22 protein-coding genes, 1 pseudogene and 1 riboswitch are annotated in these 26,976 nt (G+C 76.9%); of the genes and pseudogenes, 11 read left to right on the forward strand and 12 right to left on the reverse strand.

Features of this window, described 5'->3' with window-relative positions; all coding sequences use genetic code 11:
• Positions 1 to 19: 19 nt before the first annotated feature.
• Positions 20 to 586, forward strand: coding sequence for a helix-turn-helix domain-containing protein (locus tag BMY88_RS22030; RefSeq protein ID WP_170861241.1), 567 nt, complete (start codon positions 20 to 22; stop codon positions 584 to 586).
• Between the two features lie 41 nt (positions 587 to 627).
• Here the strand turns inward: BMY88_RS22030 and BMY88_RS22035 are convergent, their stop codons facing one another.
• From BMY88_RS22035 to BMY88_RS23595, 6 genes are read right to left on the reverse strand one after another with little or no spacing between them, the layout of a single operon-like run.
• Positions 628 to 1,227, reverse strand: coding sequence for a GNAT family N-acetyltransferase (locus BMY88_RS22035; RefSeq protein ID WP_211435779.1), 600 nt, complete (start codon positions 1,225 to 1,227; stop codon positions 628 to 630).
• Positions 1,224 to 3,347 (reverse strand): penicillin acylase family protein, encoded by a 2,124-nt coding sequence (locus BMY88_RS22040; protein ID WP_091949127.1) that lies wholly within the window; start codon positions 3,345 to 3,347, stop codon positions 1,224 to 1,226. The genes BMY88_RS22035 and BMY88_RS22040 overlap by 4 nt, the downstream gene beginning before the upstream one ends.
• Entirely contained in the window at positions 3,344 to 5,164 is a 1,821-nt protein-coding gene (locus BMY88_RS22045; protein WP_244524854.1) for an IucA/IucC family protein, read from the reverse strand. Before BMY88_RS22045 ends, BMY88_RS22040 begins: the two co-directional genes overlap by 4 nt.
• On the reverse strand, positions 5,161 to 5,748 hold the full coding sequence (locus BMY88_RS23585; protein WP_139220556.1) for a GNAT family N-acetyltransferase: 588 nt from the start codon (positions 5,746 to 5,748) through the stop codon (positions 5,161 to 5,163). Before BMY88_RS23585 ends, BMY88_RS22045 begins: the two co-directional genes overlap by 4 nt.
• Positions 5,745 to 7,106 carry a lysine N(6)-hydroxylase/L-ornithine N(5)-oxygenase family protein gene (locus BMY88_RS23590; RefSeq protein ID WP_139220557.1) on the reverse strand — a complete coding sequence of 454 codons (1,362 nt, stop codon included), beginning with the start codon at positions 7,104 to 7,106 and terminating at the stop codon, positions 5,745 to 5,747. The genes BMY88_RS23585 and BMY88_RS23590 overlap by 4 nt, the downstream gene beginning before the upstream one ends.
• Entirely contained in the window at positions 7,103 to 8,584 is a 1,482-nt protein-coding gene (locus tag BMY88_RS23595) for a pyridoxal phosphate-dependent decarboxylase family protein (protein WP_280138757.1), read from the reverse strand. Before BMY88_RS23595 ends, BMY88_RS23590 begins: the two co-directional genes overlap by 4 nt.
• Positions 8,585 to 8,775: 191 nt before the next feature.
• A riboswitch (cobalamin riboswitch) is annotated at positions 8,776 to 8,842 on the forward strand.
• 37 nt (positions 8,843 to 8,879) lie between these two features.
• Here BMY88_RS23595 and cobN point away from each other — a divergent pair.
• A complete protein-coding gene (cobN, locus tag BMY88_RS22055; RefSeq protein ID WP_244524855.1) occupies positions 8,880 to 12,524 on the forward strand; it encodes a cobaltochelatase subunit CobN in 3,645 nt (1,214 codons plus the stop codon).
• 285 nt (positions 12,525 to 12,809) lie between these two features.
• On the opposite strand, the gene BMY88_RS22065 is transcribed toward cobN, so the two are convergent.
• From BMY88_RS22065 to BMY88_RS22075, 3 genes are read right to left on the reverse strand one after another with little or no spacing between them, the layout of a single operon-like run.
• Positions 12,810 to 13,643, reverse strand: coding sequence for an adenosylcobinamide-GDP ribazoletransferase (locus BMY88_RS22065; RefSeq protein ID WP_342009673.1), 834 nt, complete (start codon positions 13,641 to 13,643; stop codon positions 12,810 to 12,812).
• Between the two features lie 2 nt (positions 13,644 to 13,645).
• The gene (gene cobU / locus BMY88_RS22070; RefSeq protein ID WP_091949136.1) at positions 13,646 to 14,167 is read right to left on the reverse strand and encodes a bifunctional adenosylcobinamide kinase/adenosylcobinamide-phosphate guanylyltransferase; all 522 of its coding nucleotides are present in this window, start codon (positions 14,165 to 14,167) and stop codon (positions 13,646 to 13,648) included.
• On the reverse strand, positions 14,164 to 14,715 hold the full coding sequence (locus BMY88_RS22075; protein WP_091949139.1) for a histidine phosphatase family protein: 552 nt from the start codon (positions 14,713 to 14,715) through the stop codon (positions 14,164 to 14,166). Before BMY88_RS22075 ends, cobU begins: the two co-directional genes overlap by 4 nt.
• 122 nt (positions 14,716 to 14,837) lie before the next feature.
• On the opposite strand from BMY88_RS22075, the gene BMY88_RS22080 reads away from it, so the two are divergent.
• On the forward strand, positions 14,838 to 15,623 hold the full coding sequence (locus BMY88_RS22080) for a Fic family protein (RefSeq protein WP_091949141.1): 786 nt from the start codon (positions 14,838 to 14,840) through the stop codon (positions 15,621 to 15,623).
• A 28-nt stretch (positions 15,624 to 15,651) separates the two neighbouring features.
• On the opposite strand, the gene BMY88_RS22085 is transcribed toward BMY88_RS22080, so the two are convergent.
• On the reverse strand, positions 15,652 to 15,930 hold the full coding sequence (locus tag BMY88_RS22085) for a hypothetical protein (protein ID WP_091949144.1): 279 nt from the start codon (positions 15,928 to 15,930) through the stop codon (positions 15,652 to 15,654).
• 63 nt (positions 15,931 to 15,993) lie between these two features.
• Positions 15,994 to 16,839: an HAD family hydrolase gene (locus BMY88_RS22090; protein WP_091949145.1), complete on the reverse strand. Its 846-nt coding sequence runs from the start codon at positions 16,837 to 16,839 to the stop codon at positions 15,994 to 15,996.
• 158 nt (positions 16,840 to 16,997) lie between these two features.
• Between BMY88_RS22090 and ssd the strand changes: the two genes are divergently transcribed.
• From ssd to BMY88_RS24885, 7 genes and pseudogenes are all read left to right on the forward strand, one after another.
• Positions 16,998 to 18,059 carry a septum site-determining protein Ssd gene (ssd, locus tag BMY88_RS22095; RefSeq protein WP_244524857.1) on the forward strand — a complete coding sequence of 354 codons (1,062 nt, stop codon included), beginning with the start codon at positions 16,998 to 17,000 and terminating at the stop codon, positions 18,057 to 18,059.
• Entirely contained in the window at positions 18,056 to 19,198 is a 1,143-nt protein-coding gene (locus BMY88_RS22100; protein ID WP_091949206.1) for a TadA family conjugal transfer-associated ATPase, read from the forward strand. The genes ssd and BMY88_RS22100 overlap by 4 nt, the downstream gene beginning before the upstream one ends.
• Positions 19,199 to 19,215: 17 nt before the next feature.
• Positions 19,216 to 19,980 carry a type II secretion system F family protein gene (locus tag BMY88_RS24210; protein ID WP_091949150.1) on the forward strand — a complete coding sequence of 255 codons (765 nt, stop codon included), beginning with the start codon at positions 19,216 to 19,218 and terminating at the stop codon, positions 19,978 to 19,980.
• Positions 19,977 to 20,717, forward strand: a complete 741-nt coding sequence (locus tag BMY88_RS24215; protein ID WP_244524858.1) for a type II secretion system F family protein — start codon at positions 19,977 to 19,979, stop codon at positions 20,715 to 20,717. The genes BMY88_RS24210 and BMY88_RS24215 overlap by 4 nt, the downstream gene beginning before the upstream one ends.
• Positions 20,718 to 20,850: 133 nt before the next feature.
• A complete protein-coding gene (locus BMY88_RS22115) occupies positions 20,851 to 21,111 on the forward strand; it encodes a DUF4244 domain-containing protein (RefSeq protein ID WP_091949153.1) in 261 nt (86 codons plus the stop codon).
• Between the two features lie 68 nt (positions 21,112 to 21,179).
• Complete coding sequence (locus BMY88_RS22120; RefSeq protein WP_091949157.1) at positions 21,180 to 21,518, forward strand: TadE family type IV pilus minor pilin; 339 nt, start codon at positions 21,180 to 21,182, stop codon at positions 21,516 to 21,518.
• Positions 21,515 to 21,862 (forward strand): annotated as a pseudogene (locus BMY88_RS24885) (Rv3654c family TadE-like protein); the annotation flags it as partial. The gene BMY88_RS22120 and the pseudogene BMY88_RS24885, both read left to right, overlap by 4 nt.
• Before the next feature lie 38 nt (positions 21,863 to 21,900).
• On the opposite strand, the gene BMY88_RS22130 reads toward BMY88_RS24885, so the two are convergent.
• Positions 21,901 to 24,462, reverse strand: coding sequence for a DEAD/DEAH box helicase (locus BMY88_RS22130; RefSeq protein WP_091949160.1), 2,562 nt, complete (start codon positions 24,460 to 24,462; stop codon positions 21,901 to 21,903).
• A gap of 221 nt (positions 24,463 to 24,683) precedes the next feature.
• Between BMY88_RS22130 and BMY88_RS22135 the strand changes: the two genes are divergently transcribed.
• Positions 24,684 to 26,948, forward strand: a complete 2,265-nt coding sequence (locus BMY88_RS22135; RefSeq protein ID WP_091949164.1) for a sodium-translocating pyrophosphatase — start codon at positions 24,684 to 24,686, stop codon at positions 26,946 to 26,948.
• Positions 26,949 to 26,976 lie beyond the last annotated feature (28 nt).

The following is a 26,976-nucleotide window of genomic DNA, read 5'->3' on the forward strand; positions in this document are numbered from 1 at the left end:
GCAGGCGCGGCATACCCGGGTGGCCGTGCTCGACGCGGCGGGACGCTGCTTCCTGGAGCGCGGCTACGCGGCGACGACGATGAAGGACGTCGCCGCGGCGGCCGGCGTCTCCGTGCCGACGGTCTTCGCGCAGGGCGGCAAGGCGGCCCTGCTGCTGGCGTGCGTGGACCGGGCCCTGGTCGGCGACGACGAGGACGCCCCACTGCTGGCCCGCGAGCTGTTCGTGCAGCTCGCCGAGGCGCCCGACAAGGCGGGCAAGCTCGCCGCCCTGCAGGCCATCGCGATCGACCGTGGCCCGGCCACCACCCCGATGCTGCGGGCGTTCGAGGCCGCCGCGGCAGCCGATCCTGAGTTGGCTGCGGCCTGGACGGAGTACGAGGGGCGCCGGTACGCGGACATGCGGGCGATCGCGGGGATGCTCGCCCCCTGGTTGCGCCCCGGCCTGGACGCCGACGCCGCGGCCGACATCGCGTGGGCGACGTTCGGGCTGGAGACGGCCGAGCGGCTGCTCCGCGACCGGGGATGGTCGGCGCCGCGGTACGCGGAGTGGTTCGCCGACGCCGTCGACCGGCTGCTGCTGCGCTGAGCGCCGGCAGCGGTGACCGACCGGGCTCGGTGTACGGAGAGCTAGGACCGCCCGGCGCCGACCGCTCCGATCCCGGCCGCCATCGCCTCGAGGGTGGCCCGGTCGAGGAAGGCCAGCTGCGCGCGCTTGTGCTCGAGGTCGACCTGCGGGCCGACGTCGAAGCCGGTGCGGCGCGCCCGATCCAGGGCGCGGTCGTTGGCCGCGTCGGGCTCGACGACGACGCGCCGCACGTCCGCGTTCTGCAGCACCACGGCGCCGGCCGCTGCGACGAAGCGTTCCGTGAAGCCCGGCTCCGGGGCGTCGCTGGGCGCCAGCAGCAGGTGGATGCCGAGGTCGCCGTCGCGCACCGGGTAGACCTCGGCGACCGGGTCGGCGGCGGGCTCGTAGGTCTGCAGCAGCGCGACCGCGGCGCCCTCGACCGACACCAGGTAGGCGTGGTGGGTGTCGAGGGAGTCGACGAACCCGTAGATCTCGCGCACCTGCTCCTCGGTGGAGTCGGTCATCCCCCAGAAGCGGGCGCGCTCGTCGCGCACCCAGGAGTGCACGAGCGGCGCGTCGCGGTCGGGGTCGAGCCGGCGCACCTCCAGGGTGCGGCCGTCGCCGAACGGGTGGCGGCCCTCGGCGATGCGGGCGTCGGTCACGGTCGTCTCCTCGGGGTCGGTGCGGTGCTCGGGACGGGGACGAGGTCCCCGCGGGTCCACAGGGGGGTCTGGTCCTCCGCGTGCGGTCCGGGGACGCCGTCGGCGCCCAGCGGGACCACCCAGCGGCTGGCGTCGCGGTCGGCGAGGTCCCAGACGTAGCGGGCGACCGGGCCGCGCAGGCACAGGTCGGTGAGCCCGGGCAGGCTCACCGTGGCCCGGACGCAGTCGGTGTCGCCGTCCAGCGGGGTGCCGTCGGCGGGGCGGACGACGGCGCCCTCCCACGGGGTGCCGTCGAGGGAGTGGATGGTCCGCAGCCGGTGCGTGGCCCCCCACTCCGGCGCGGGGACGGCGGCGGCGTCGGCCAGGGCCGCCGCGACGAGGGCGCCGACGTCGACGCCGTGCCGGGGGAGCACCGCCAGCAGCGGCTCCAGCGCCGAGCCGACCCGCTCGACCGGCGACAGCCACGGCGCCAGGATCTCGGGGGCACCCGCGGGGGCGTGCAGCGGCTCGAGCAGTGGCAGGCCGACGACGCGGCGCACGAGCGCCGTCCGCCACGCGGCGAACGCCCCGGCGCCCGGGCCGGCGGCGTCCATCCGGCCGTCCCAGGCCAGCACCTGCTCGCGCAGCCCGGCGCCGGGGGTGCCGGCCTCGGGGACGGCGGTCGCGCGGAGGAGGTCCAGCAGCCCGGTCGCCGGCGTGGCGGTGTCCAGGAGGACGGCGGCGAGGTCGGTGGAGGTCAGGCCGGTGCGGTCGCCGACCAGCGCCCGGATGCGGGCCGCGCGGTGCGGCGGGGCGAACACCGTGCCGTGCGCGGCGGTGTCGGGACGCTCGTCGTTGGCCGTCACCGCGACGCCGTCCCAGGGCTCCGCATCGGTGATCCGCAGCCCCGGCGGGACCGGGTGGGCGCCGCGCCAGGCGTACTCCCGCTCCCACGCCGGCACCGGGTGCCAGCGGTTCGCGGTCGCCCGGTCGGGCACCCGGCCGGCGAGGAGCTGGCGGACGTCGCCGGTGGTGTCGGCGACCAGCACGCTGTTGACCGGCTCCACCCACGAGGCCAGCGCGGCCTCGACGTCGGCCGAGGTGCGGGCCCGCAGCAGCAGCGGCAGGGCCTCGAACCCGAGCGCGGCGTCGACCCGGCCGGGTGCCCGCAGGCTCAGCGCCTCTGGTCCGCCCCCGTCGGGGGAGGCCCAGTCCGGGACGATCACCGGGCCCCGGGCGGTCTCGACCGTCTCCACGGTCACCGGCTCGCCGTCGCGGACGTCCAGGCGGACCGTCGCGACGTCCACCGGCTCCTCGCCGTCGGGCCCCAGTGCCAGCAGCCGGTCCCCGTCCCGGCGCAGCCGCTCCCGGTAGAGGTCCTGGTAGTCGGCCATCGCGTTGGTCACGGCCCACGCGACGGTCCCGGTGTGACCGAAGTGCGCGACGCCCGGGACGCCGGGGAAGGCCAGCCCGACGACGTCGACGCCGTCCGGCCCGTCCGCCACCAGGTGCACCTGCTGGTAGACGCCCGGGCGCTCGAGGACCCGGTGCGGATCGCCGGCCACGAGCGGCAGCCCCGACGCCGTCCGGGCCCCGGTCACCGCGACGGCGTTGCTGCCGTCGGGCGGGCCCAGCCCGAGGGCCCGGGCGAGATCGCGCCCGAGCCCTGGTCCGAAGGAGCGCAGCAGGTGGCCGCGCCACACCGTCGTCCCGATCGATCCGAACAGGACGTGGTGCACCGAGAAGATCCCGAGGGGCGTCCACGGCCGCCAGCCGCCGCGCCCACCGCCCGCCCATCCGAGCGCCTGCAGCTCGGGGGAGCGGGCCGCGCCCTCGGCGAGTCCCTCGCGCACGCCCTCGACGTAGGCGGTGACCCAGCGACGGGTCGCCGGGTCGAGGGTGTCGAAGCAGCGGCGGGCGGTGTCGTCGAGGCGGGCGCGGGCGGCGAAGGTGTCCCAGGCGAGCTCGCTCGCGCCGACGTGCGCGGCCAGGGTCGCCTCGCTGCGCCAGCGCTCGACCTCCAGCTGCCACGCCCGGTCGACGGCGGTGGTCCGGCCCTGCGCCCAGGCCAGGTCGTCGAGCGACCCGGCCCGGACGGTCGGCACGCCCCACGCGTCGCGGACGACGTCGTGCCGCGTCACCGGGGCGGGCCGTACGGGGCGACGGGGTTGGCCAGGGTCCCCGCGTACTGCAGGGACGACGCCTGGTCGGCCAGGTCGACCATCTGCAGGGTGTTGCGCAGCTGCAGCCGGTTCAGGCAGGAGTGCGCGAACTCCGGCGCGAACAGGTCGAAGCGCCGGTGCAGGTCCGGATGCGCCGCCCGGTGGTCCAGCAGGCACCCGGCGACGCCGCGCCAGAACTCGCCCGCCGGCAGCAGCCCGTCGGCGTCCAGGATCCCGGCCAGGTAGCGCAGGAACCCGTCGAAGACGTCGGTGAACACCGACAGCAGCCGGACGTCGTCGGGCAGGTCCACGCGCACCCGCTCGACGTCGGCGGGCAGCGGCCGGTCGCCGAACACCGCGACCTCCTCGCCGATGTCCTTCATGAAGGCGCCGGAGGGCGTCGAGCCGCGCAGCACGAGGATCACGTTCTCCCCGTGCGGCATGAACGCGAGGTCGTGGGCGAGCAGGCAGTGCAGGACCGGGCGGAGGTAGGCGTCGAGGTAGCGCCGCAGCCACTCGGCCGGGTCCAGCCCCGAGTCGGCGATCAGCCCGCCGGCCAGCGAGCGGCCCTCGGCGTCGCGGTGCAGGAGCGCCGCCATCGTCATGGCCCGCTCGCCGGGCGCCAGCCGCGGCACCGGGCTCTCCCGCCAGAGCGCGGCGACCATCTTCTGGTGGGGGCCCCGCACCCCGCGCGCGGCCATCCGGTGGTAGGCGTCGCCGGTGTAGCCGATCGAGGCCAGCTCGCGCAGGATGCCGAACCCGGCGAGCTCCGGGTCGCCGTCGACGACGCCGGCGACCCAGTCGTTGATGGCGGGGGTCGGGCGCATGTAGGCCGGCGAGAGCCCGCGCAGGAAGCCCATGTTCTGGATCGCCAGCGCCACCTTCACGTAGTGCCGGTCGGGGCGGTCGAGGTCGAAGAACGTCCGGATCGACTGCTGGGCCTGGTAGCGGTCCTCGCCGAGGCCCACGGGCACGAGGTCGCGCCGGCCGAGATCGGCGGCGAAGGTGACGGCCAGCCGGTGGTCCCACTGCCACGGGTGCACCGGCACGTACAGGTAGTCGGCCGGATCGAGGCCCAGCGCCCGCAGCCGGCCGGCGAACCGGGCGAGCTGCTCCGCGCCGAGCTGACCCGCGTAGAGCCGCTCCTCGTCGACGCCGGCGCCGCAGGCCAGGTGCGTGGACTCCCGCCGCGCCGCGACCCAGACCAGCCGCACCGGGCTGCCGGCCTCGGGGGCGTACGCGGCGGAGTCGGCCAGCCCGAAGCCGATCCGCCCGTTGTTGGCGACGAAGGCGGGATGGCCCTCGGTCATGGACCGCTCGACGGTCTGCAGGTCGGCGCGCGCCAGCTCCCGGGCGTCGGCCCGGCGGTGGTGCAGCTTCCAGGCGGCGCCCGCGAGGGTCGCGCTGACCTCCTCCAGGTAGGTGCCCAGCAGCGGGTCGGGGATCCCGAGGTCGGCCTGCAGCTCGTCGACGAGCGCGAGGGCGTCCAGCGGGGCGTCGGCGCCGTCGATGCTGCGGCTCACCGAGGCGGGGACGACGTCCCAGTGCTCCAGGGGCAGCACCCGAGCGGCGAACCGGTACCGGACCCCGGGCGCGGTGGTCAGCGACCACCGGGTGCGGCCGAGCGCGTCCGCGGGCCCGTCGGTCGGCTCGGGGGAGACCAGCCGCTCGTGGCCGAACTCGGAGATCGCCTTGGTGACGACGTGCCGGTGCGCTTGGGCCATCGCCGCAGGCTCCAGGTGCGCGGCGCCGAGGTCGGCGGTCAGGTCGTCCCGCTCGGCCACGCCGGCGGTCACGACAGCACCCCGCCGAGCTCGCTCGCCGCGAACGCCGCGGCGGTGCAGGTGCTCAGCATCGCCGTCTTGTGCCCGAGGTCGATCGGCTCGTGCTCGACGAAGCCGGCCGCCCGGTTCTTGGCCCGGATCGCGGCGTTGCGGGCGTCGGGTTCCACGACCACGCGGCGCGCGCCCGGGCGGTCCAGCGCGAACCGCACCACCGCGGCCATCACCGCGGAGGTGAACCCGGGGACCGGGGCGCTCCCGTCGGCCGGGGGCGCGACGAGCACGTGCATCCCGACGTCACCGGGTCCGGCGGCCCACACGCCGACCAGCTCGCGGTGCCGCGGGTCGTAGGTCTCGGCGAGGAACGCGGGGACGCCGTCGACGCGCCCCAGCCAGGCGTCGTGGTGCGGATCCGCCGCGATCGCGGCGTACGCGGACCGGACGTCGGCGCGGCTCGCGCCCTGCATCAGCCAGTAGACCGACCGCGGGTGCGTGACCCAGGCGTGCAGCGGGTCGAGGTCGCGGTCGACGTCCAGCGGCTCGAGCGTGAGCACCCCGACCGGGGTGCCGGCGGCCCACGGGGTGGCGAGGGCGCTCATCGGGCGGCCCCCGCCGCGGTGAGCGCCGCCCCGTCCGGTGCCGCGGAGTCGGCGTCGTCCCCTAGGCCGAAGTCCTGGTAGGCGATGTGCGTCTCGACGGCGTAGACCTCGCGGCCGCACATCGCGTTGACGATCACCGAGTTGCGGTGGGCCCCCATGCCGAGGTCCGGCGCGGTGAGGCTGTGGGTGTGCTCCTCGGCGTTCTGCACGAAGACCTCGCGGCCGGTGACGTCGACGGCGTAGTCGAGGGCCACGTCGTAGCGGCCGCGGGCGTCCCACCGGATGCGGTCGCGGACCGGGTCGAGGAAGGCCGGCACGGAGGCGCGGTAGCCGGTCGCGAGCACCAGCCCCCGCGTCGTCCGCGTGGCGGTGCGGCCCTGCTCGGCGTGGTGCAGGTGCAGCTCGTACCGCCGCTGCTCGGCGTCCCACCGGGCGCCGCGCACCTCGACGCCGGTCAGCAGCGACGTCGGGACCTCGCCGCGGCGGCCGGAGCGGTACAGCGTGTCGTAGACGGCGTCGACGAGGTCGCCGCTGATGCCCTTGTAGAGGGAGCGCTGCTCGCGGGCCAGGGCGTCGCGCCGGGCCATCGGCAGGCCGTGGTGGTAGCGGGCGTACTCCGGAGAGGTCATCTCCAGGGTCAGCTTCGTGTACTCCATCGGGAAGAACCGGGGCGAGCGGGTGATCCAGTCGACCCGGTAGCCCAGCCGCTCGGCGTCGGTGAGCAGGTCGAGGTAGACCTCGGCCGCGCTCTGCCCGCTGCCCACGACCGTCACGTGCCCGAGCGTCTGCAGCTCCTCCTTGTGCTGCAGGTAGGACGACGTGTGCCAGGCCGGGCCGGGCAGGTCGCGCAGCGGTCCCGGCACGTCCGGCGCCGTCCCCACGCCGAGGACCAGCCGCCGGCCCAGGTGCACCTCCGCCGCGCCGGACCGCACGTCGCGGGCGTGCACCGCGTAGACGCCCCGCGCCGCGTCGTGCTCGACGCGCTCCACGCGCCGGCCCCATCGCAGCCCCGGCAGGCGCCCGGCGACCCAGCGGCAGTACGCGTCGTACTCCGCGCGCAGCGGGTGGAAGTCCTCGCGGATGTAGAACGGGTAGAGCCGCCCGGTGGCCTTGAGGTAGGCCAGGAACGAGTACGGCGACGTGGGGTCGGCCATGGTGACCAGGTCGGCCAGGAACGGGACCTGCACGGTCGTGCCCGGGATCATCATCCCGGGGTGCCAGGCGAACTCCTCGTGCTCGTCGAGGAAGACGCCCGACAGGTCGGGCAGGGGGGCGGTCAGCGCGGCGAGGCCGAGGTTGAACGGCCCGATGCCGACGGCGACGAAGTCGTGCACCGGCGCGCCGGGCGCGGCGCTCACGCCAGCACCTCCTCGCGCACGAGGGCCGGCGTGCCCTCGAGCAGTTCCGCGCCCGCCGCGCGGACGAGGTCGAGCACGGCGCGGACGTCGTCGCGGGTGGTCCCCGGGTCCAGCAGCGTGAACTTCAGCCACGGCCGCCCGTCGACGACGGTCCGGGCCACCAGCGCCTCGCCCTCGTCGAACAGCCGCTCGCGGATCCCGGCGACCAGGCCGTCGGCGACCGCGGGGTCCAGGGCCGCGGGGGTCCAGCGGAACAGCACCGTGCTCAGCGTCGGCGCGCTGTGCACCTCGACGTCCGGTGCGGCGCCGAGGTCCTCGGCGACCTGCGTGGCCAGGTCCAGGCACGCGTCGAAGGCGTCGCCGATCGCGTCGGCGCCCATCGCGCGGAGCGTCACCCACAGCTTGAGCGCGTCGAAGCGGCGGGTGGTCTGCAGGCTGCGGTCGACCTGGTTGGGCGCCCGCTCGCCGCGCGGGTTGAGGTAGGCCGCGTGGTGGGTGACGTGCCGCATCGTGGCGCCGTCGCGCACCAGCACCGCCGAGGAGGCGACCGGCTGGAAGAACCCCTTGTGGAAGTCCACGGTCACCGAGTCGGCGCGCTCGATCCCGTCGAGCAGGTGCCGCCGCCGGCGGGACACCAGCAGCGCGCCCCCGTACGCGGCGTCGACGTGCAGCCAGGCGCCGAGGTCGCGGGCGACGTCGGCGATCGCCGGCAGCGGGTCGATCCGGCCGAGGTCGGTGGTGCCGGCGGTGGCGACCACCGCCATGACGACGTCGCCGGTGGCGCGGACGCGCGCGGCGGCCTCCGCGAGCGCCACCGGGTCCATCCGGTGCCGCTCGTCGGTCGGGACCGGCACGACCGCGTCGGCGCCGAGCCCGAGCAGCCGGGCGGACTTGGCGACGCTGAAGTGCGACTGGCCGGTGGCGAGGATGCGCAGCCGGGCACCCGCGGGGAGGGTGCCGCCGGGCAGCCGGGCGAGCGTCTCGTCCCGGGCCAGGAGCAGCGCGTGCAGGTTGGACTGGGTGCCGCCGCTGGTGAAGATCCCGTCCGCGGCGGGGCCGAGGCCGGCGCGGGCGGCGGTCCAGGCGACGAGCCGGCGCTCCATGAGCGTGGCGGTCGTCGACTGGTCGTAGGTGTCGACCGAGGTGTTGACCGCCGACGCGAGCAGGTCGGCCGCGAGGGCCGGGATCGCCACCGGGCAGTTCAGGTGGGCGACGTAGCCGGGCTCGTGGAACCACACCGCGTGCTCCAGGTAGAGCCGGGAGGTCTCCTTGAGCGCGGAGAAGGTGTTCCCGAGCGGGGCGTCCAGGTCCACGCCGGCGACGAGGTCCTCCAGGTCCTCCTGCGCGGCGCCCGACCGGGGCCGCCGGACGACCCGGACGCGGTCGGTGAGCGCACCGAGCGCCGCGGTGATCACCGCGGCGTAGTGGTCGACCGTCCCTCCGGAGAACAAGTGCGAACTCGGCGTGTGCTCCGTCACCAATCGACTCCCAATCTAGGTTAGCCTCACCTAACTGGGGCGGGACAGTACACATGCCCGGGCCGGATGGGCAGGGGGGCTGCGGGAGGAGCCGGTGGTCCGGCACGGGGGAGGAGGGCTGGGCGCAGAGCGGCCGACGGGCCTGCGCGGGGCGGGGCGGTAGCGTCCCCCGCACATCACGGCAGTGCACGTGGGAAGCCGGTGCGAGTCCGGCGCGGTCCCGCCACTGTGACCCCCTCCGGGGGGAGCCAGACACCACGGCTGCCGTCGCGACGACCCGGGGCGCGGACCCCGAGTGAGGGACCGCTGCGTGTTCGTCCTGCTCTCCACCAGTGACACCGACCTCCTCTCGGCCCGGGCCAGCGGCGCCGCCTGGCGCCCGGGCAACCCGGTCCGGCTCGGCGACGACGGCATGGCGGAGCTGGTCGCCGGCGCCGACCTCGTCGTCGTCCGCATCCTCGGGGTGCGCCGGCAGTACGAGGACGTGCTCGCCCCGCTGCTCGCCGGGCCCGCGCCGGTCGTCGTCCTGGGCGGCGAGCAGGTGCCCGACGCCGAGCTGATGGAGCTCTCGACCGTGCCCATGGGGGTCGCGACCGAGGCGCACGGCTACCTCGCCCAGGGCGGGCCGGACAACCTCGTCCAGCTGCACCGGTTCCTCTCCGACACCGTGCTGCTGACGGGCGAGGGGTTCGAGCCGCCGTCGGTGGCCCCGGACTGGGGCGTGCTGGAGCGGCCGGCGACCACCGAGGCGCCACCCGCCCCCGCCCCCCGGATCGCCGTCCTCTACTACCGGGCCCACCACCTGGCCGGCAACACGGCTTTCGTCGAGGACCTCTGCGCCGCGATCGAGGCGGCCGGCGGGTCCGCGCTGCCGGTGTTCACCTCCAGCCTGCGGTCGGTCGACGCCGGGCTGCTGGAGACGCTGCGCGGCGCCGACGCCCTGGTGGTCACCGTGCTCGCCGCCGGTGGCGCCCGCCCGGCGACGGCGCAGGCCGGTGGGGACGACGGCGCCTGGGACGTCGGCGCCCTCGCCGCGCTGGACGTGCCGGTGATCCAGGGACTGTGCCTGACCCGCTCGCGCGCGGAGTGGCTGGCCGACGACGACGGGCTCTCCCCGCTCGACGTCGGCAACCAGGTGGCGATCCCGGAGTTCGACGGCCGGCTGATCAGCGTGCCGTTCTCGTTCAAGGAGACCGACGACGACGGGCTGACCTCCTACGTCGCCGATCCCGAGCGCGCGGCCCGGGTGGCGGGCACCGCGGTGGCGCACGCCCGCCTGAGGCACACCGCCCCGGCCGACCGGCGGATCGTGGTGATGCTGTCGGCCTATCCGACCAAGCACTCGCGGATCGGCAACGCCGTCGGGCTGGACACCCCGGCGTCGGTGGTGCGGCTGCTCGCCGCGCTGGCCGGCGCGGGCTACGACATCGGCCCGTTCGACGGGCCGGGCGCGCTGCCCGGCGTCGCCGACCTGGACGGCGACGCGCTGGTGCACGCGCTGATCGCGGCCGGCGGGCAGGACGCGGACTGGCTGACCGAGGAGCAGCTGTCGGGTCAGCCGGTGCGCATCCCCGCGGCGCGGTACCGGGCCTTCTTCCAGACGCTGCCCGAGGACCTGCGGGCGGCGATGGTCGAGCACTGGGGCCGGCCGCCGGGCTCGCTGTTCGTGGACCGGGGCGACATCGTGTTCGCCGCCCTGCGCGCCGGCAACGTCGTCGTCATGGTGCAGCCGCCGCGCGGCTTCGGCGAGAACCCCATCGCGATCTACCACGACCCCGACCTGCCGCCCAGCCACCACTACCTGGCCGCCTACTGGTGGCTGCGGTCGGAGTTCGGCGCGCACGCTCTGGTGCACGTCGGCAAGCACGGCAACATGGAGTGGCTGCCCGGCAAGACCGTGGGCCTGTCGGCCTCGTGCGCGCCGGACGCCGCGATCGGCGACCTGCCCCTGGTCTACCCGTTCCTGGTCAACGACCCGGGGGAGGGCTCGCAGGCCAAGCGGCGGGCGCACGCCACCCTGATCGACCACATGGTGCCGCCGATGGCCCGCGCCGAGACCTACGGCGACATCGCGCGGCTGGAGCAGTTGCTCGACGAGCACGCCAACGTTGCCGCGATGGACCCGGCGAAGCTGCCCGCCGTCCGCGCGCAGATCTGGACGCTGCTGCAGGCCGCGAAGCTCGACTCGGACCTGGGGCTGAACGAGCGGCCGGAGGACGACCACTTCGACGAGATGATCCTGCACGTCGACGGGTGGCTCTGCGAGATCAAGGACTCCCAGATCCGCGACGGCCTGCACGTGCTCGGCTCCCCGCCGGAGGGCGACGACCGGGTCGGCCTGGTGCTCGCGATGCTGCGCGCCCGGCAGATCTGGGGCGGTGCGGTGGCGCTGCCCGGGCTGCGCGAGGCGCTCGGCCTGGCCGAGGACGGCAGCGCCGGCCTGCGCGCGACCGACGCGGTGGAGGAGCAGGCGCACGCGCTGGTGGCCGGCATGGAGTCGGCGGGGTGGACGGCGTCCGCGGTCCCCGGCGTGGTGCGGTCGGTGCTGGGGCGCGACGACGAGGCCGTCGCCGCGGTGCTGGGGTTCGCCGTCGCCGAGGTGGTGCCGCGGCTGGCCCGCACCACCGACGAGCTGGACGCCACGCTGCACGCCCTCGACGGCGGGTACGTGCCCGCCGGCCCGTCGGGCTCGCCGCTGCGCGGGCTGGTCAACGTGCTGCCGACCGGCCGCAACTTCTACTCCGTCGACCCCCGCGCGGTGCCGTCGCGGCTGGCCTGGGAGACCGGCCAGGCGATGGCCGAGTCGCTGGTCGCGCGCTACCTGGCCGACACGGGGGAGCACCCGCGGTCGGTGGGGCTGTCGGTGTGGGGGACGTCGGCCATGCGCACCTCCGGCGACGACGTGGCCGAGGTGCTCGCGCTGCTCGGGGTCCGGCCGGTGTGGGACGACGCCTCCCGCCGGGTGACCGGTCTCGAGCCGATCCCGCTGTCCGAGCTGGGCCGGCCGCGGATCGACGTCACGGTGCGGATCAGCGGCTTCTTCCGGGACGCCTTCCCGCACGTGGTGACCATGCTCGACGACGCGGTGACCCTGGTGGCGGAGCTGTCCTCGGAGTCCGACGACGAGAACTTCGTGCGCGCCCACGTGGACGCCGACGTGGCCGCGCACGGCGACCGCCGCCGGGCCACCACCCGGGTCTTCGGCTCCAAGCCCGGCGCGTACGGGGCCGGGCTGCTGCCGCTCATCGACAGCCGGAACTGGCGCGGCGACGCCGACCTGGCCGAGGTCTACGCGGTGTGGGGCGGCTACGCCTACGGCCGCGGGCTGGACGGCGTCCAGGCCCGGCCGGACATGGAGGCGGCGTACCGGCGGATCGCGGTGGCGGCCAAGAACGTCGACACCCGCGAGCACGACATCGCCGACTCCGACGACTACTTCCAGTACCACGGCGGGATGGTGGCCACGGTCCGCGCGCTGACCGGCCGGGCGCCCCGTGCCTACATCGGCGACTCGACCCGGCCGGAGGCGGTCCGGACGCGCTCGCTGGGCGAGGAGACCGCCCGCGTCTTCCGCGCCCGGGTGGTGAACCCCAAGTGGCTCGCGGCGATGCGGCGGCACGGCTACAAGGGGGCGTTCGAGCTGGCCGCGACGGTGGACTACCTCTTCGGCTACGACGCCACGACCGGCGTCGTCGACGACTGGATGTACGAGAAGCTCACGCAGACCTATGTGCTCGACGCCGAGCAGCGCGAGTTCTTCGAGCGGTCCAACCCGTGGGCCCTGCACGGCATCGCCGAGCGGCTGCTGGAGGCCGTGGACCGCGGGATGTGGGCGGAGCCCGACCCGGCGCTGCTGGGGGCGCTGCGCCAGGCCTACCTCGACACGGAGGGCGACCTGGAGGGCGGGGAGACCCCGGCGCCGTCGGGAGCCCCGGCCTGAGCGCCGCTCGCACAGCGTCACGACACGCCGGAACCGGGCGGTCCGAGGGGTAGCACCCGGTTACTCCGGGCATCCCCTCCCCATGAGCATCCTGAACCGACTGATGGGCACTGCAGAGAGCGCCGCACGGGGAGCCGCCCGCGGCGGGCGCACCGGCGCGCGCCCCGCACGGGGTGTGGGCCGCTCGACCGGCATGGGCACCGGTGGCCGGGCGGGTCGCGGGCGGGCCGCAGCACCGGCCGCGGGCGGCCTCGGCGGACTGGTGAGCGGACTGCTGCGCCGGCGCTAGCCGACCGGCTGGGCGAGGGCGGCGGCGACCAGCAGGACCACGGTCGCCGCCGCCTCGCCCATCGCCCCCATCACGTCCCCGTTGACCCCGCCGAGGCGGGCACTCGCGCGCGCCCGCAGCAGCTCGGCGGCGAGCAGCCCCGCCGCCGCGGCGACGAGCAGTCGCCAGACCGCGCCCGGTCCCGCGACCAGGGCCGCCACACCCGCGATCACGGCGGCGGCGACGACGAGCGCACCGGCCAGCCACGGCGCCGAGACCGTGCCGGCCACTGCCCGGCCCAGTGACGACCCCTGGGCCGTGGGCACGCCGCGCAGCCCGCACCGCGTCATCGCCAGGCGGGCGACGACGACCGCGGTCGCCACCGCGACCCAGCCGCCGTCCGTGCCCAGCAGCGCGGCGCCGGCGGCGACCTGCAGCAGCAGCGTGAGGACCAGCGTCAGGACCCCGAACGGCCCCACATCGCCCTGCCGCATCACCTCCAGGGCACGCTCCCGCCCGCGCAGCGGGCCGAGCCCGTCGGCGGTGTCGGCCAGCCCGTCCAGGTGCAGGCCCCGGGTGAGCGCGGCCGTCAGCGCGACGGCGAGCACCGCGCCGGTCAGCGGCGAGACGAGCGCGGCGCCCGCCTCCCCGGCACCCGCGGCCAGGCCGCCGAGCACGAGCCCGACCAGCGGCGCCCAGGGCAGCACCCCGCGGGTCGAGGCCGCCGCGCCGGCCGGCACCCGCAGCACGGTGAGCAGTGCCGCGGACTCCAGCGGCCCGGCCCACGGTCTGCGCCGTCTTGGCACAGCATCGCCCCGCCCGGTGCCGTCCGGCGCAGCGTCGTCCGGCACGGTCACCGCAGGCGCTGGGGCAGTCCGGCGACCACGAACCACACCTCGTCGGCGGTGCCCGCCAGTCGCTGGTTGACCGTGCCGAGCGTGTCCCGGAACAGCCGCCCGGACCGCGTCTCCGGCACCACGCCCAGACCGACCTCGTCGCTCACGGCGACGACGTGCGCGGGCGTCATCGTCCACGCCTCCACGAGGGCGTCGCAGCGGCGGGCCAGGCGCTCCGTCGCCCCCGACTCGTCGGCCCACACGCCGCTCTCGTCCAGGAGGGCCGCGACCCACGTGGTCACGCTGTCGACCAGGACGGTGCCCCGGCGCAGCAGCTCGCTGGGAGCGGTGGTCTCCAGCGTCGTCCAGGAGGCGGGGCGCCGGGCGCGGTGGGCGGCCACCCGCGCCGCCCACTCGGCGTCGCCGGGAACCGGAGCGCCGGCCGCCAGGTAGACGACGTCGGGGGCGTCGGCGACGAGCGCCTCCGCGTGCGCGGACTTTCCCGACCGGGACCCGCCGAGAACCAGCACCCGGCTCACCGGCAGATCTCCAGCCGGGTCACCGTGCCGTTGTGCGGGGTGACCGCCGGCAGGGCGTCGGGACCCAGGCCGCCGGCCACGGCCTGCGCGGCACGGATCGTGTCGCCGTGGGTCACCAGCGCGACGACGTCGGCGGGGCGCTCGGCGCACAGGTGCTCCAGGTAGGCGGCCACCCGCCCGTGCAGTTCTGCCAGGCTCTCCCCGCCCTCGGCCGCCCAGTGCGGGTCGGTCCAGTCGACGACATCCCACAGCTCCCGCGACGGGCGGCCCTCGAGCACGCCGTACCCCTGCTCGCGCAGCGCCGGGGTGGTGCTCACCGGCAGGCCCGTGGCGCGCGCGCAGTGCTCGGCCGTCTGCAGCGCCCTGTGCAGGTCGCTGGAGACCAGGACCCCGGGGCGGAGACCGGCGAGCTCGCGCGCTGCGGCCGCCGCCTGGGCGTGGCCGAGATCGGTCAGCGGGATCCCGGCCGTCTGGCCCTGCAGCCGCCCGGCGGCGTTCCACTCGCTCTGCCCGTGGCGGACCAGCAGGAGGGTGAGCGGACGCGACATGGCAGGCGGAGCGTAGTCGGGCCCGCGGCCGGCGCGCCGCCGCCGTCGTGGCCGGGGCCCCGGGCGGGGGCCCGGGCGAGGGGCCCGGCCCGCCGCCCGCGAGGCCTCGTACCGTCGACGCCGTGACCATCCCCCTCCGACCGGGCGCCGCCGCCGCTCCCCGCCCGCCCGCACCCGACCCGCTGGCTCCGCTCCTGGAGCTGACGGGGGTGCGCGACGCCGCCGAGGCGGCCCGGGCGGCGATCGACCGGCTGCTGCGGCACCGGCTGATGCGCAACCGCTCCGCCGAGGTCAGCGCCGAGTCCGCGTTGCGCGGCGCCCGGGCCTCCGCGGCGCTGGAGGGCGTCGACGTCCCGCTGGCCGACATCCGGGCCGGCTCGGTGGAGGACCCGGTGGTGCAGGGCGCGCTGCGCGCCTCCGTGGCGCTGGGCTCGCTCGTGGAGACGTGGTCGCGCGCGCCGGGCCAGGTGCTCGCCCGCCTGCACGTGCTCGCCGCCGCAGACCTCGTCGACAGCGCGGAGCTCGGCCGGCCGCGGCCGCACGCGGGCCCGCGGCTGTCCGGGCTGTTCACCCTCGTCACCGCCACCAGCACGGTGCCCGCCGTCCTGGTGGCCGGGCTGGTGCACGGCGAGCTCGCGGCCCTCGCGCCGTTCGGCACGGCGGACGGCGTGGTGGCCCGGGCCGCCGGGCGGCTGACCGGCATCGACCGCGGGCTGGACCCCAAGGCGGTCTCCGTCCCCGAGATGGGGTTCGCCGAGCTGGGTCGCGAGGCCTACGCGGCGGCGCTGGCCGGCTACGCGTCGGGCGAGCCGGACGGCGTGGCCGGCTGGCTGGTGCACTGCTGCCGGGCCACCGAGCACGGCGCCGTCGAGGGGCTGGCCATCGCCGAGGCGATCGTGCGCGGCTGACCGGCGCGGGAGCACTCGGCTCGGGGCGTCAGCGCGGGACGAGGACCAGCCCGGCCGTCGCCACGGCCACGACGCCGGCCACCGTGCCCGCCGCCGCGGCGAGCCACGCCCCGGTGACCGCACCGGCCGCGACTCCGAGGACCAGCACCAGCCACGGTCCGGACATGGCGACCGCCAACCCCGCGCGGGTGCGGGCGACCGACCGCCGCCGGCGCCGCGGTGCGCCGCCGCGCGCGGTCTGGCCGAACAGCGCGGCGGCGACGACGGAGGCGAGGACCGCCGTCCAGGCCAGCGCAACGGTCAGCACGACCCGCAGGATGGCCCAGCGGGGGAGGCGAGTGGCGGTGACCCGCCGGGACGAGGGTGCGGCTCAGGCGCCGCGGCCGCGACGCCGCCCGGGCACCGGCGCCGGGGTGGGCGGCCCCGCGGTCTCCCGCAGCGCGCGCCGGCGGGCGTACCAGGCCAGGCCCACGACGGCCGCGCCGACGCCCATCGCCGCGCCGGTCACCACCGGCGCCGCCGGCACGGCGAACCGCGAGCGCATCGACACGGGGCGGCTGAACTCCAGGACCGGCCAGCCGCGCTCGGCGGCCGCCCGGCGCAGGCCGCGGTCGGGGTTGACCGCGGTGGGATGACCGACGGCCGAGAGCATCGGCAGGTCGGTGATCGAGTCGCTGTAGGCGTAGCAGTCGGACAGGTCGTAGCCGCTCCGGGCGGCCACCTCGCGCATCGCTGACGCCTTGTTCTCGCCGTAGGCGTAGAAGTCGATCTCGCCGGTGTACCGGCCGTCCTCGGTCACCATCCGCGTCGCGACGACCCGGTCGGCGCCCAGCATCTCGCCGATGGGCTCCACCATCTCGGCGCCGCTGCTGGAGACGATGACGATCTCCCGCCCCGCCGCCCGGTGCTCCTCGATCAGGTCCGCCGCCTCGGCGTAGACCAGCGGGTCGACGATCTCGTGCAGCGTCTCCCGCACGATGTCGTGCACGGTCGCGACGTCCCACCCGGTGCACATCCGGGTGATCTGCGAGCGCATCCGCTCCATCTGGTCGGCGTCGGCACCGGCCAGGGAGAAGACGAACTGGGCGTAGGCGCCCTTGAGCACGGTGCGGCGGTTGATCAGCCCACCGTCGAAGAACGGCCGGCCGAAGGCCAGGGTGCTGGACTTGGCGATGATCGTCTTGTCCAGGTCGAAGAACGCCGCTGCGCGGGTCACGGTTCACGACTGTAAGGGCACGCCCGGGGTGGAACGGGGCTCCTCCGCCGTCCACACCCGATCGGGTCGTCCACAGGTCCCACGGATCCCTCGCGTTCCCGCCGGTCGCGTCGTGGGCTGGCCGGGTGCCCGCAGCCGATCGCGTCCGCCCCCTTCTCGTGAGCGCCGACGAGGAACTCCTCGACGAGGCGCTGCGGCTGCTCGCCGCCGCCGGTGCCGAGCCGGAGGTGGCCACGGCGGGGCCGGCGCTGCGGCGGGCGCACCGCGAGGCGCCGCTGGTGCTCCTCGGCGCCGACGCCCTGGCCTCCGGGCCGGTCCGCGCCCTGCCGCGCCGGCCGGGCGTCGTGGTGCTCGCGCGGGGCGAGCTGCCTCCGCTCGGCTGGGCGGCCGCGGTGGAGCTGGGCGTGGAGCGGGTGGCGGTGCTGCCGGCCGACGAGGCGTGGGTGCTTCAGCGTGCCGGGGCCGCGCTGCGGGAGCCGGTGGAGCGGGGCCGGCTGATCGTGGTGGGGGGCGCCTGCGGAGGCGCGGGAGCCAGCACCCTCGCGGCCGCGGTCGCGCTGGCCGCGGCGGCGGGGCACGGCGCGCTGCTGGTCGACGGGGACGGCTTCGGCGGCGGCCTGGACCTGCTGCTGGGGGCCGAGTCCGCCGACGGGTTGCGCTGGCCCGAGCTCGCCGGGCTCCGCGGCCGCGTCTCGGGGGAGGCGGTCCTGGCGGCCCTCCCCACCGTCGGCGGGGTCGGCGTCCTCGCCGCCTCCCGGGCGGCGCCCGCGCCGCCGGCGCCCGAGGCCGTGGCGGCCGTCGTCGAGGCGGGCCGCTCGGGCGGCTGGCCCGTCGTGGTCGACCTGCCCCGCAGCGCGGGGCCGGCAGGGGACTCCCTCGCCGAGGCCGTCCTCGCCGAGGCGGACCTCGCGGTGCTCGTCGTGCCCGGCCGGGTGCGCGCCGCGTGCGCCGCGGCCTCGCTCCTGGACGCCGATGCCGGCGGCCGCACGCCGTGGACCGCCGCCCGTCCGGTGGTCCGCCGCGTGCCGGGCGGCCTCGACGTGCCCGAGGTGGCCCGGGTGCTGGGGCGGCCGGTGCTCGCCGAGCTGGCGCACGACCGCTGGGCGCCGGCCCGGGGAGAGCGGGGCGAGCCGCCACCGGTCGGGCACCGGTCACCGTGGGGCGCGGTCGCGCGGGCGGTGCTCGGGGCGCTGCCGGCGCCGGTCGGGAGCCGTTCGTGACCGGGCCGCCGCTCGTCGAGCGGGTCCGGGCCCGGCTGGCCACCGGACCGGCGTCGCCCAGCCGGTCGGCCGTGGCAGCCCTGGTGCGCGAGGAGGCCGGCAGCCTGGCCGGCGACGCGACCGTGCTCTCCGCCGTCCGGGCGGCGGTCGACGAGCTCGCCGGCGCCGGTCCGCTGGAGGAACTGCTGCGCGCGCCCGGCACCAGCGACGTGCTGGTCAACGGGCCGGACGAGGTCTGGGTGGACCGCGGTGCCGGGCTGGAGCGCGCCGCCGTCCGGTTTCCCGACGACGACGCGGTGCGCCGGCTGGCGGTCCGCCTGGCCGCGGCAGCCGGGCGCCGCCTCGACGACGCCGCGCCGTGGGTGGACGCGGGCCTGCCCGACGGCACGCGGCTGCACGCGGTCCTGTCGCCGGTGTCCGCCCGGGGTACCTGCCTCTCGCTGCGGGTGCTGCGCCGCTGCTCGCTGGGCCTCGACGACCTGGCCGCCCGCGGCACGCTGCCGGGGGAGTCGGCGGCGCTGCTGCGGGCGCTGGTCGCCGCGCGGCCGGCCTTCCTGGTCACCGGCGGCACCGGGTCGGGCAAGACCACGCTGCTGTCGGCGCTGCTCGGGCTGGTCGACCGCGGCGAGCGGATCGTGCTGTGCGAGGACGCGCCCGAGCTGACCCCCGACCATCCGCACGTGGTCGGCCTCGTCACCCGCCCACCTAACGTCGAGGGCGTGGGCGCGGTGGGGCTGCGCGACCTGGTCCGCCAGGCCCTGCGGATGCGCCCGGACCGGCTGGTGGTCGGGGAGGTGCGCGGTGCCGAGGTCACCGACCTCCTCGCCGCACTGAACACCGGGCACGACGGCGGCTGCGGCACGCTGCACGCCAACCGGCCAGCCGAGGTGCCCGCCCGGCTCGAGGCGCTCGGCGTCGCGGCCGGACTGGACCGTGCCGCGGTGCACAGCCAGACCGCGGCGGCGCTGGCCGTGGTGGTGCACCTGCGGCGGACCGCGGGCGTGCGGCGGGTGTCCGAGATCGGCGTCGTCCGCCGGGCCGGGGATCTGGTCGGGGTGGAGCCGGCCTGGCGGGCCGACGGAGCCGCCTGCCCCGGGCGCGGCCGGCTCGAGCAGCTGCTGACCGGTGGCCGGCCGTGACCGGAGGAGGGCCCGGCGTGCCGCTGCTGCTGGCCGCCGGCGCCCTGCTGCTGTGGCCGGCCGGGCGCAGCCGCGGCCGGCTGCCGGCGGTCCGGCGACCGGTGGCATGGGGGAGTCGGCTGCCCGCGGTCGCGGCCGCCGCGGCGGCGCTGGCCGCGGCGACGACGAGCACGCCGCTGGTCGCGGTGCTGGCGGCCGCCTGCGTGGGCGGCGCCGTGCTGGCCCGGCAGCGGAGCCGCCGCGAGGAGGTGGAGGAGCAGCGCGTCGATGCCCTCACCGAGGCACTGGGCGCGCTGGCCGCCGAGCTGCGCAGCGGGCGCGCGATGGCGGACGCGGCCGCCGCGGCCGGCGCCGCGTGCGCGGACCCCGCCGGTGCCGACGCGCTCGTCCGGGCGGTGCGGGCGCCCGCCTCGGTCCCGGCGGCCGGGCCGGACGCCGGGGCCGGGGAGGTCGCGGTGGCCCGGCTGGCGTCCGCGGTCCGGCTGAGCGTCCGGACCGGCTGCTCCCTGGCGGCGGTGACCGGTGCGGTCGAGGACGACCTGCGGGCGCGGCGCCGGCACCGGCTGGAACTGCGGACGGCCCTGGCCGGTCCGCGGGCCAGCGCGGCGCTGCTGGCCGGGCTGCCGGTGCTCGCCCTGCTCATGGGCAGCGGAGTGGGCGCCGATCCCTGGGGCGTGCTGACGACCACCGGCTCCGGCCAGGTGCTGCTGGTCGTGGGCGTCGCGCTCGAGGGGGCGGGTCTGCTCTGGACCGGGTGGCTGGTGCGCCGGGCGGCGCGGTGAGCGTCGGTGCGTCTCTGGCGGCCGGATGCGCCGCCGCGGCCGCGGCGCTCGTGCTCTGGGCGCCGTCGCCGGGGCCGGCCCGCGCGCGTGCGCTGGCCCGCGGGCCGGCGGAGGCCGCGCGGACCGCCGCCGACGACCTCGCGGGCCGCACGCGGCGGCGGCTGCTGCTGGCGGCGGGAAGCGGCAGCGGGACCGCGCTGGTCGCCGGGGGAGTGCTCGGGCTGGTGGTGGGCGTGGCCGTCGCGGTCGGCGTGGACCGGCTGCTCCGCCGGTCGGAGGAGGTCGACGCCCGCCGGGTGCACGCGGGGCTGGAGGACGAGCTGCCCATCGCCTGCGACCTCCTGGCCGTGTGCCTGTCGGCGGGCCTGCCGGTGGGCGGCGCCCTCGAGTCGGTGGCCGCCGCGCTGACTGGCCCGCTCGGCACCGAGCTCGCGGCGGTCGGCGGCCGCTACCGCCTGGGCTCGGCGGCGCTCGCCGCCTGGGCGGGCGTGCCCGGTCCCGTGGCCGGGCTGGGCCGGGTCATGGCGCGGGCCGGCGAGTCGGGCTCGTCGGTCGTCCCCGCGCTGCGGGCCCTGGCGACCGACTCCCGGGCCGAGCTGCGGGCGCGCACGGAGGCCCGGGTGCGGGCCGCCGGGGTCTGGGTGCTGGCCCCGCTGGGGGCGTGCTTCCTCCCGGCCTTCGTCTGCCTCGGGGTCGCGCCCATGGTGCTGGGCATCGCGGCCGACGTGCTGCCCTGAACCGTCCGGAGGTCCCGCCGTCCACAGCCCCGGGCCGTCTCCACAGACGGCGCCGGCCCGTGGTCCCGGTGCCGGGGCAGCACGAGGGTCGGTACAGCGGCCCGGACGGCGGGCCCCTGAGCGAGGAGGACCCATGACCGAACAGCACCAGGCCACAGCGCCGGAACGGGCCGGGGACGGCGGCGCCGCGGATCGGCCCGCGGCCGAGCGGCTGGCCGACCGGTGGGCGAGGCTGGTCGACGAGCCGGAGGCGGGGATGAGCACCGCTGAGTACGCGGTCGGGACCATCGCCGCCTGCGCCTTCGCCGCGGTGCTCTACAAGGTGGTCACGGGCGGGTCGATCGTCACCGCGCTCGGCGACCTGGTCGCCTCCGCGCTCTCCACCCTGGGCTGACCGTGCTGTTGCTGCGTCGGCGGGCGGTGGGGTGGCGGGCGCCGCGGAGGCTGCACGGGGAGGCCGGCATGGTCACGGCCGAAACGGCGGTCGTGCTGCCCGTGCTGCTGCTGGTCCTGGCCGGTTCGGTCGCCGCGGTCGTCGTGGTCGGTGCCCAGCTGCGCTGCGTCGACGCCGCCCGGGAGGGCGCCCGGGCGGCGGCTCGCGGCGAGCAAGGCGGCGTGGTCACGGAGCTGGCGGGCCGGGCGGCGCCGCCCGGAGCGCGGATCGAGATCGGGGGCGGGGAGGAGCAGGTGCGCGTCACCGTCTCCGCCACGATCTCGCCGCTGGGACCCCTGCCGTGGCGGGTCGAGGTGTCCGCCACCGCGACCGGCGTGCGCGAGCCGGCCGCCGGGGCGGCTCCGTGACCGCCGGCGCGGAGGGCGGCGGCCCGGAGCGCGGGTCGGCCACCGTGTGGACCATCGCGGTCGCCGCCGTGCTGGCGCTGGTCGGCGCCGCGGCCTTCCTGGTCGGCGCGGCCGTGGTGGCGCGGCACCGGGCCGCCGCGGCGGCCGATCTCGCGGCGCTCGCCGGTGCGGGCCGGGCGGTCGTCGGTGATCCCGCCGCCTGCGCCGTCGCGGGCGAGGTGGCACGGGCGAACGGAGGGGTGCTGCGCAGCTGCGCGGTGGACGACGGTGCGGTCGTCACCGTGACCGTCGAGGTCCCCGTGCGGCTGGGCCCCGTGGGCGTCCGGCCCGCGCAGGCCCGCGCCCGCGCCGGTCCGGTGACCACCGCCGCCGAGGGGCTCGCTCAGAAGACGAGGTCGTCCTCGGCCCCGGGAGCCACCCCGGCATCGGCGTCGGAAGCCGCCCCGGCGTCGGCCTCGCGAGCCGCCCCGGCGTCCCCGAGATCCCCGTCCTGCAGGTCCCCGTCCTGCAGATCCTCGTCCTGGAGGTCACCGCCCTGCCGCTCGTCGGCGGCCGCGAGCTCGTCGAGGACGACGTCGAGGACCCGCACGGCGCCGGCCTTGTCCAGCGGGTCGTTGCCGTTGCCGCACTTGGGCGACTGCACGCACGAGGGGCAGCCGCTCTCGCACTCGCAGCTGGCGATGGTCGCCCGGGTGGCCTGCAGCCACCGGCGGAGCGTGGCGTACCCGCGCTCGGCGAATCCCGCGCCGCCCGGGTGCCCGTCGTAGACGAAGATCGTCGCCGCGCCGGTGTCCGGGTGCACCGCGGTGGAGAGCCCGCCCAGGTCCCAGCGGTCGCACGTCGCCAGCAGCGGCAGCAGGCCGATCGCGGCGTGCTCGGCGGCGTGCAGGGCGCCCGGCAGCGTCGCGTCGTCGACCTCGGCGCGGTCGACGGCCCGCTCGTCCAGCGTCAGCCAGACCGCGCGGGTGCGCAGCTGGCGCGGCGGGAGGTCCAGCGGGAACTCGGCGAGCACCTCGCCCGAGCCCTGCCGCCGGCGCTGGTAGGCCACCACCTGGTTGACCACGTCGACGACGCCGGTGTGCGCGGTGACGGTGCGCAGCCGGCGCGACCGGTCGACGTCGACCACGGAGAGGTCGGTGACGTCGCGGGCCACCGTCGTCCACTCCGGGGACTCGGGGTGCACGACCGCGCACGCGTCCTCGACGTCGTACTCGTCGACGACGAACGTCTCGCCGCGGTGCACGTACAGCGCGCCGGTGTGCACCGTCGAGTGCGCGGCGCCGCCGTCGACGGTGCCCAGGAGCCGGCCGGTGGCCCCCTCGATGATCGACACCGGAGCGGCGCCGTCCCCGCGGATGTCCACGTCCGGCCGCCCGCGGCCCGCCCAGTACCAGCCGGTCGGCCGCCGCCGGAGCAGGCCCTCGGCGACCAGTTCCTCGACCCGGGCCTCGGCGACGGGGCCGCCGAACTCCGCGAGGTCCGCCGGGACCAGCGGCAGCTCGGCCGCCGCGCAGCACAACTGGGGGCCGAGCACGTAGGGGTTGCTCGGATCGGTGACGGTCGCCTCCACCGGCCGGCCGAAGACCGCGCGGGGGTGGTGGGCGAGGTAGTGGTCCAGCGGGTCGTCGCGGGCCACGAAGACGACCAGCGACTCGCGCTGCGCCCGGCCGGCGCGGCCCGCCTGCTGCCACAGCGACGCCAGCGTGCCGGGGTAACCGGCCAGCACCACGGCGTCCAGGCCGGCGATGTCGATGCCGAGCTCGAGCGCGTTGGTCGTCGCGACGCCGAGCAGCTCGCCCGAGGAGAGGGCGCGCTCCAACTCGCGGCGCTCCTCGGGCAGGTAGCCGCCGCGGTAGGAGTCGACCCGTCCGGCCAGGTCCGCGCGCCCCCGCTCGACGAGGACCCGCCGGGCCTGGTCGGCGACGGACTCGGCGCTGCGCCGCGACCGCACGAAGGCCAGCGTGCGCGCCTGCCGCTCCACCAGGTCCGCGAGCAGCGACGCGGTGTCGTTCGCCGCCGAGCGGCGCAGCGGGGCGCCGTGCTCCCCGGTGCGCTCGGTCAGCGGTGGCTCCCACAGCGCGAACGTGGCCCCGGGGCGGGGCGAGCCGTCGTCGGTCACGGCCACGACGGGGGCGCCGACCAGCCGGCCGGCGGCTCCGGCGGGGTCGCTCACCGTGGCCGAGGCCAGCACGAACACCGGCTCGGCGCCGTAGCGGCGGCAGATCCGGCGCAGCCGGCGCAGCACGTGGCCCACGTGCGAGCCGAACACCCCGCGATAGGCGTGGCACTCGTCGATGACCACGTAGGCCACCCGGCGCAGCGTCGAGGACCACTTCTGGTGGGCCGGCAGCACGCCGCGGTGCAGCATGTCCGGGTTGGTCACGATCCAGCGCGAGTGCCGGCGGACCCAGTCCCGCTCCTCCATGGGGGTGTCGCCGTCATAGGCGGCCGGGCGTACCGACGGGTCGGCCAGCGCGGCGACCGCGGCCAGCTGGTCCCGGGCCAGGGCCTTGGTGGGCGCCAGGTAGAGGACGCACGCGCGGTCGTCCTCGGCCAGCCGGCTCAGCGCGGGCAGCTGGTAGGCCAGCGACTTGCCCGACGCGGTACCGGTCGCCACCACCACCGACGTCCCGTCGTGCGCGAGCTGGGCGGCCTCGACCTGGTGCCGGTACGGGGCGCGCACGCCGTGGTCCTCCAGGCGTTGCCGCAGGTCCGGGGCCACCCACTCCGGCCAGGGCAGGGTGCGGCTCTCGCGGACGGGCAGCCGGTGCACGTGGGTGACAGGCTGCTCGTCGGTCGGCGTTCCGGACAGCAGGTCCTCGAGCAGATCGGCCCCGGGCAGGACCCCCGCCGGCGCTGCGCCCCCCTCGGGGCCGGCCCCGGAACCGGGGCCGGGGCCGCGGTCGGGAGGGGGAGCCGACCGGACCGACTGGAGCGTCGTCACCCCTCCACTGTCACACCTGCCCGCAACGCACGGGAGAGCGCCGACCGCACGGCGTCCGGGGCCCGGTCGCGTAACGGTCTCGATGGGGGACTACCGGAATCGGGTGTGATCCCGCTTACACTCACGCGGCGTCCGGCCCGGCGAGCCCGTCCGAGCGGACGTGACCTCCGCCGTCCGGGGCGCGTGTGTCCCGGCAGTCGCTGACCGCTGGGAGGAACCACATGCCGGAGACCGCTCTGTCGAGCGGGGACGTGGCGCTCGTCGTCGTCGTCCTCGCCATCTCCCTCGCCGCCCTCGCGTTCGCCGCGTACCTGGTGCGGGCCGTCATGGCCGCCGACCAGGGGACGACGACGATGCGTGACATCGCCCGGGCGGTGCAGGAAGGCGCGGCGGCCTACCTGCGCAGACAGTTCCGCACCCTCGGGCTGTTCGCCGTCGTCGTGTTCCTGCTGCTCCTCGTGCTCCCCGTCGCCGAGGGCGGCTGGGGCACCAAGCTGGGGCGGGCGGTCTTCTTCCTCGTCGGCGCCCTGTTCTCGGCGTCGGTCGGCTTCATCGGCATGACGCTCGCGACCCGGGGCAACGTCCGGGTCGCGGCGGCCGCGCGCGGCGGCGGGTACGTGCCCGCGTTCCGCATCGCGTACCGCACCGGCGGGGTCGTCGGGATGATCACGATCGGCCTGGGCCTGTTCGGGGCCTCGCTGGCGCTGCTGCTGTTCGACGAGACCGCGCCGGTCGTCCTGGAGGGCTTCGGCTTCGGCGGGGCGCTGCTGGCCATGTTCATGCGCGTCGGCGGCGGCATCTTCACCAAGGCCGCCGACGTCGGTGCCGACCTGGTCGGCAAGGTCGAGGCGGGCATCCCCGAGGACGACCCCCGCAACGCCGCGACGATCGCCGACAACGTGGGCGACAACGTGGGTGACTGCGCCGGCATGGCCGCGGACCTCTTCGAGTCCTACGCGGTCACGCTCGTGGCGGCGCTCATCCTCGGCCAGGTGTTCCTGGGGGCCGACGGGATGGTGTTCCCGCTGGTCGTGGCCGCCGTCGGCGTGATCGCGTCGGTCGTCGGGGTCCTCGCCAGCAACCCGGGGCGCAACGACTCCAGCGGGTTGGCGCCGATCAACCGGGGCTTCTTCACCTCGGCGGTCGTCTCGCTGGTGCTCGTGGCCGCGGCGTCGTTCACGGTGCTGCCCAGCGTCGCCGACCTCGAGGACACGGTGGTCAGCCCGCAGGTGCTGGGCTTCCTGTCCGTCCTCGTGGGCATCGTGCTGGCCGCGGCCATCCAGCAGCTCACCGGCTACTTCACCGAGACCTCGCGCAAGCCGGTCAAGGACGTCGGCCGCAGCTCGCTCACGGGCCCGGCGACGGTCATCCTCTCCGGCATCTCGCTCGGCCTGGAGAGCGCGGTCTACGCGGCCCTGCTCATCGGCGGCGCCGTGTACCTGGCCTTCCTCATCGGCGGCGGTGCGGCCCTCTACGCCGTGGCCCTCGCCGGGTGCGGGCTGCTCACGACCGCCGGCGTCATCGTCGCGATGGACACCTTCGGCCCGGTGAGCGACAACGCCCAGGGCATCGCGGAGATGTCCGGCGACATCGACGAGGAGGGCGCCCGGGTCCTGACCGACCTCGACGCGGTCGGCAACACGACCAAGGCCATCACCAAGGGGATCGCCATCGCGACGGCCGTCCTCGCCGCGACGGCGCTGTTCGGCTCGTACAACGCCCAGGTCGGGGTCGCGCTGGAGGAGGCTGAGGCCACGCTCGGCGACGCGTTCAGCCTGGTGAACCCGAACAACATCGTCGGCGCCCTGCTGGGCGCATCGGTGGTGTTCCTGTTCAGCGGCCTGCTGATCAGCGCGGTCTCCCGGGCCGCCGGCCGGGTCGTGTTCGAGGTGCGGGAGCAGTTCCGCACCCACCCCGGGATCATGGACTTCAGCGAGCGGCCCGACTACAGCCGCGTGGTCGACATCTGCACCAAGGACTCGCTGCGGGAGCTGGCCACGCCCGGGCTCATGGCCGTGCTGGCGCCGGTCGCCGTCGGCTTCGGCCTCGGCGTCGGCCCGCTGGCGGCCTTCCTCGTGGGGGCCATCGCGACTGGCACGCTGATGGCGGTCTTCCTCGCCAACTCCGGTGGAGCCTGGGACAACGCCAAGAAGATGGTGGAGGACGGGGCCCACGGCGGGAAGGGCAGCGAGGCCCACGCCGCCACGGTCATCGGCGACACCGTCGGCGACCCGTTCAAGGACACCGCCGGCCCGGCGATCAACCCGCTGCTCAAGGTGATGAACCTGGTGGCGCTGATCATCGCCCCGGCCGTGGTGAGCCTGTCGCTCGGCGAGGACGAGAACACCGGCATGCGGGTGCTGATCGCGCTGGTCGCCGCCGCGGTGATCGTCGCGGGCATCGTCGTCTCCAAGCGGCGGTCGGTCGTGGTCGGTGGCGCGGAGGCCCCGACCTCCGGCGAGCAGCTCACCGCGACCGCTCCCTGAGTCCATGCCCCGGATCCTGCGGCGGCGG

This window comes from Trujillonella endophytica (assembly GCF_900110555.1).
Lineage (GTDB): Bacteria > Actinomycetota > Actinomycetes > Mycobacteriales > Geodermatophilaceae > Trujillonella > Trujillonella endophytica.